This window comes from Humidesulfovibrio sp. (genome assembly GCF_035560995.1).
GTDB lineage: Bacteria > Desulfobacterota > Desulfovibrionia > Desulfovibrionales > Desulfovibrionaceae > Humidesulfovibrio.
In genome coordinates this window covers 1-4135 of record NZ_DATMYK010000079.1, presented here as the reverse complement: position 1 = coordinate 4135, position 4135 = coordinate 1, and the positions used below count along the sequence as shown (strand labels likewise).

Below are 4135 nucleotides of genomic sequence, written 5' to 3'. Positions count from 1 at the left end.
GCCTTTATATCAAGCGCCTTGACCACGCTGATGGCGTCCACCGCGGAATACTTGCCCGAGTACATGCTGCCGCTGCCCGCCACGAGCATGACCTCGCGCCCCTTGGCCAGGCCCTGGTAGGCCGCGCCGATGCTGCGAACCAGGCCGCCGTCGGCCACGCCGGGCAGCCGCCCCTCGAAGGCGTCCACCTTGAAGTCGTGGGTCACCACCACCGGAGTCATGGCCGTGGGCGTATGGGCCGGGTCGGCCTCCAGGCCCAGAGCCGCGCGCACGAACAGCGCGTCCTCGTCGCCCAGGCCGGCCTCGGTCTCCAGGGGCATGGCCCCCACGGGCTTCATGTAGCCCACCGTGAGGCCCGCCTGCTGGAAGGCCAGGCCCAGGCCCACGGTGACGGTGTTCTTGCCGGAATAGCCGGAGGTGGAGCCGATGTAGAGTCCGGGCATGGCGCCCTCCTTCGCGTTTGGTCGCAGGTGTTGAAATATCGCGGCAGCAGCGCCGAGGTCTAGCCCAGGGTGAGCCGCGCCCCAGCGATGAACACGCCCTCGGGCCCGGCCAGCACGGGCGAAAACTCCGCCCCGGAAAGCCCGGGCGCGCGCAGCGCCAGCCGCGCCACGGCCAGGAGCAGCCGTTCCAAGGCCGCCAGGGAGACCACCGCCCCGCCGCCGGCCCCGCGCAACAGCGGATAGAAACGCATTTCGCGCAGCATCTCGCGCGCGTCCTCAGGGGTCAATGGCGGGTTCACCGGAGCCAGCCGATGGCTCACCTCGCCCAAAAGCTCCGAGCCGATGCCCGCCAGGCCGAAGGACAACAGCGGGCCGAACTGCGCGTCGCGGGTGAAGCCCGTCACCAGCTCGAAGCCGCTTTGCGGCACATGGGCCGCAGCCTGCACCAGGCAGCCGGTGACGCTGGCATCGGGCCGCAGCCGCGCCGCGCGGCTGGTCAGGGTCAGAAAGGCCCGGCGCACGGCCTCGGCATCCAGCAAGCGGGAAAAACGCGCGCCCTCCGAGCGGGAAAAAGGCGTGGCCGGACCGAAGCCCGCGGCTCCGCCCTCGCGCACGGCCAGGCTCAAGGAGACCGGCAGGCCGATCTCGCCCGCCAGGCGCACGGCCTCGCCGCTCGTACGCGCAAGGCCGGTGGTCAGTACCGGCAGCCCGGCCGCGTGGGCGGCTTCCAGCGCCGTCACCCCGCCCAGCTCCAGCAGGCCCTGGGCCTTGGCCGTGGCGATGATGTTCAAGGCCTCGTCGTCCCAGGGGGCGTCGCAGCCCGACGGCAAGCCGGACGCCACGACGGATGCCGCGCCCTCCAGCGGCAGGCGGCAGGCGGCGGCCCGCGCCCCGGCGAGCCAGCAGTGCTGGCGGTGCAGAGCGTCCATGGCCTCCACCGCCACTTCCGGAAAATCATAGCAGGGAATGCCCGCCGCCAGCAGGGCCTCCCGCGCGGGGGCAACCATGGCCCCGCCCAGGAAGCAGGCGGCCACGGGTTTGCCCTCGGCGTTGTCCGGGCCGTGGGCGGCCTCGATGATGGCGCGGGCGGTCTTGAGAGGCTCGGACTTGGCCGTGGGCGTGAACAGCACCAGCAGGCTGCGGATCTGCGCATCGGCCAGCAGGATGGACAGGGCGGCGCGGTAGCGCTCGGCCCCGGCGTCGCCCAAGAGATCCACGGGATTGTACAGCGAGGCGAAGCCCGGCAGGGCCTCGGTCAGGCGTTCCAGAGTGGCGGCCGCCGGGCGCGGCAGAGTCAGGCTGGTGCGGGCGCAGGCATCGGCCGCGAGGATGCCCGGGCCGCCCGCGTTGGTCAGCACCGCGAGGCCCGGCCCGCTGGGCAGGGGCTGGGTGGCGAAGGCCTGGGCCAGGGCGAACAGGCCGGACATTTCTTCCACATGGATGATGCCCGCCTGGCGGAAGGCGGCGCGGTAGGCGGCGGGCGAGCCGGAGGCCGAGCCCGTGTGGGCCGAGACCGCCCGCGCCCCGGCCGGGGTGATGCCCGCCTTGAGCATGAGCACGGGCTTTTTTGCCGTCACCTCGCGCGCGGCGGCGAGAAACTCCTGCCCGTCCTCCACGCTTTCGCAATAGCCCAGAATGACCTTGGTGTCCGGGTCGTCGCCCAGGGCGCGCAGCACGTGGGCCTCGTTCAGGCGGGCCTTGTTGCCCAGGCTCACGAACTTGGAGAAGCCGAGGCCCAGGCCCATGGCCCAATCGAGCACGGACACGCACATGGCCCCGGACTGGGAGAAAAACGACACGCCGCCCGGCTTGGGGTGGCCCGCGGCGAAGCTGACGTTCAGGTTGCAGGCGGTGTTGATGAGCCCGAGCGAATTCGGCCCCAAAAGCAGCATGCCCGTTTGCGCGGCGATGCGCGTCAGCTCCTGCTCGGCCAGAAATCCCTGGCGGCCGGTCTCGCGGAAGCCCGCGGCCAGCACGATGGCGGCGCGCACCCCGCGCCCGGCCAGTATTTCCACCTCGGCCAGGGCCTGCGCGCGCGGGAGGCAGACCACGGCAAGATCGACCCCGTCGGGCAGCTCGGAGGAAGAGGCCAGCGGCGCGAACCCGGCAAGGCTTTCCCCTGCGGCGGCCGCGGCGGGATTGACGGGATGGATTGCACCCCTGTACCCTGCGGCGACAATATTGGCCAGGACCATGCCGCCCACCTTGCCCCGGCTGCGCGAAGCCCCCACCACAGCCACGGAGGCCGGGGACAGAAGCGCTTGAAGAGACGGGGCATCGGGCATGCGGGCGGCCTTTTGGAGGGGCTTGGTGGAAGAGAATCTCACGACGGTACAGGATAATATCCACTATCGTTTCAGGCAAGTCAAGCTGCTGGAGCTGGCTCTGGCGCACAGTTCCTGGGCCAACGAGTCGGGACGCCCGGAACTTTCCAACGAACGCCTGGAGTTCCTGGGCGACGCGGTGCTCGAGCTGTGCGTCAGCGAGGAAGCCTACCGGCGCTTCCCGGAGGCCGACGAGGGCCTTCTGACCAAGCTGCGCTCGCGGCTGGTCAAGACGAGCACCCTGGCCGGGGTTGCCAGAAGCCTTGGCCTGGACCGGCGCATGCTGCTGGGCCGGGGCGAGGAGAGCCAGGGCGGCCGCGACCGCGACAGCCTGCTGGCCGACGCCCTGGAGGCCTTGTTCGGCGCGGTGTTCCTGGATGGCGGCTTCAGCGCCGCGCAGACGCTGGTGCTTTCCCTGCTGGCGCCCCTCTGGCCCGATTCGCCCGCACTGCCCGGCGGCAAGGACTGCAAGAGCCGCCTGCAGGAGCTGACCCAGGAGACCCACCGCGAGCGGCCCGTGTACACCCTGGTCGATTCCAGCGGGCCGGAGCACCACAAGACCTTCGAAGTGGAAGTGCTGCTGCCCGACGGCCAGCGCTTCCGCGCCACGGGCCCCAGCCTCAAGAAGGCCGAGCAGACCGCCGCCCAGAACGCCATCACGCGCCTCACCCGGCCCGAGGCCTGAGCCCGACCCCAAACGACGCAACGGGCCGGAAGGGAAAGCTCCCTTTCGGCCCGTTTTCTTGCTGCGGTCGGTCTTACGGCGCCAGGGCCGTGCCCGGCTAGCCCTGGATGAGCTGCAAGGCCATCTTCGGCAGGCTGTTGGCCTGCGCCAGCATGGCCACGGCGGACTGGGACAGGATCTGCTGACGGGTGAACTCCGTCATTTCCGAGGCCACGTCCACGTCGGAGATGCGCGACTCGGAAGCCTGCAGGTTCTCCGCCTGAATGGAAAGGTTGGTGATGGTGTTTTCCAGGCGGTTCTGCATGGCGCCCAGGGAGGCGCGGATCTTGTCCTTGGAGATGATCGCCTGGTTGATGGCCGCCAGCGCCTGCTGGGCCAGCTCCTGGGTGGAGATGGTCATGCCGGCGTTGTTTTCGGCCTGCATCTTGGCCAGCTTGGCGGGGTCGGTCTCGGCGGCGATCTCGGCGGCGGTGTACTTGTTCTTGCTGCCGGCCAGCATGCCCAGGCCAAGAGCCGAGGCCGTGGCGCAACCGACATTGATGTAGTAGTAGTCCTCGGAGGAGTCGTTGCCGGAGCCGAAGTGGATCTTCAGCGCGCCCACGGACTCGATGCCCGTGCCGTTGTGGCTGGAGGCTCCGCCGGAAAGGTGGCCGTTCAGCAGGTGGATGCCGTTGAAGTCGGTC

At 70.2% G+C, this 4135-nt stretch carries 3 protein-coding genes and 1 pseudogene; 1 reads left to right on the top strand and 3 read right to left on the bottom strand.

Going from position 1 to position 4135, the window contains the following annotated elements:
- Together VN419_RS03050 and VN419_RS03045 are read right to left on the bottom strand one after the other, a co-directional pair.
- Positions 1-443 (bottom strand): annotated as a pseudogene (locus tag VN419_RS03050) (AAA family ATPase); the annotation flags it as partial.
- Between the two features lie 59 nt (positions 444-502).
- Complete coding sequence (locus VN419_RS03045) at positions 503-2728, bottom strand: acetate--CoA ligase family protein (RefSeq protein ID WP_325644318.1); 2226 nt, start codon at positions 2726-2728, stop codon at positions 503-505.
- 25 nt (positions 2729-2753) lie between these two features.
- Between VN419_RS03045 and rnc the strand changes: the two genes are divergently transcribed.
- A complete protein-coding gene (gene rnc, locus VN419_RS03040; RefSeq protein WP_414652911.1) occupies positions 2754-3452 on the top strand; it encodes a ribonuclease III in 699 nt (232 codons plus the stop codon).
- 97 nt (positions 3453-3549) lie between these two features.
- Here rnc and VN419_RS03035 read toward each other — a convergent pair.
- Positions 3550-4135: flagellin (locus tag VN419_RS03035; protein ID WP_325644314.1), on the bottom strand; the 586-nt coding region annotated here is incomplete at its 5' end.

Bases quoted from the DNA above. Each gene is read 5' to 3' on its own strand.
- VN419_RS03045 (WP_325644318.1), bottom strand. From the start codon at position 2,728: ATGCCCGATGCCCCGTCTCTTCAAGCGCTTCTGTCCCCGGCCTCCGTG.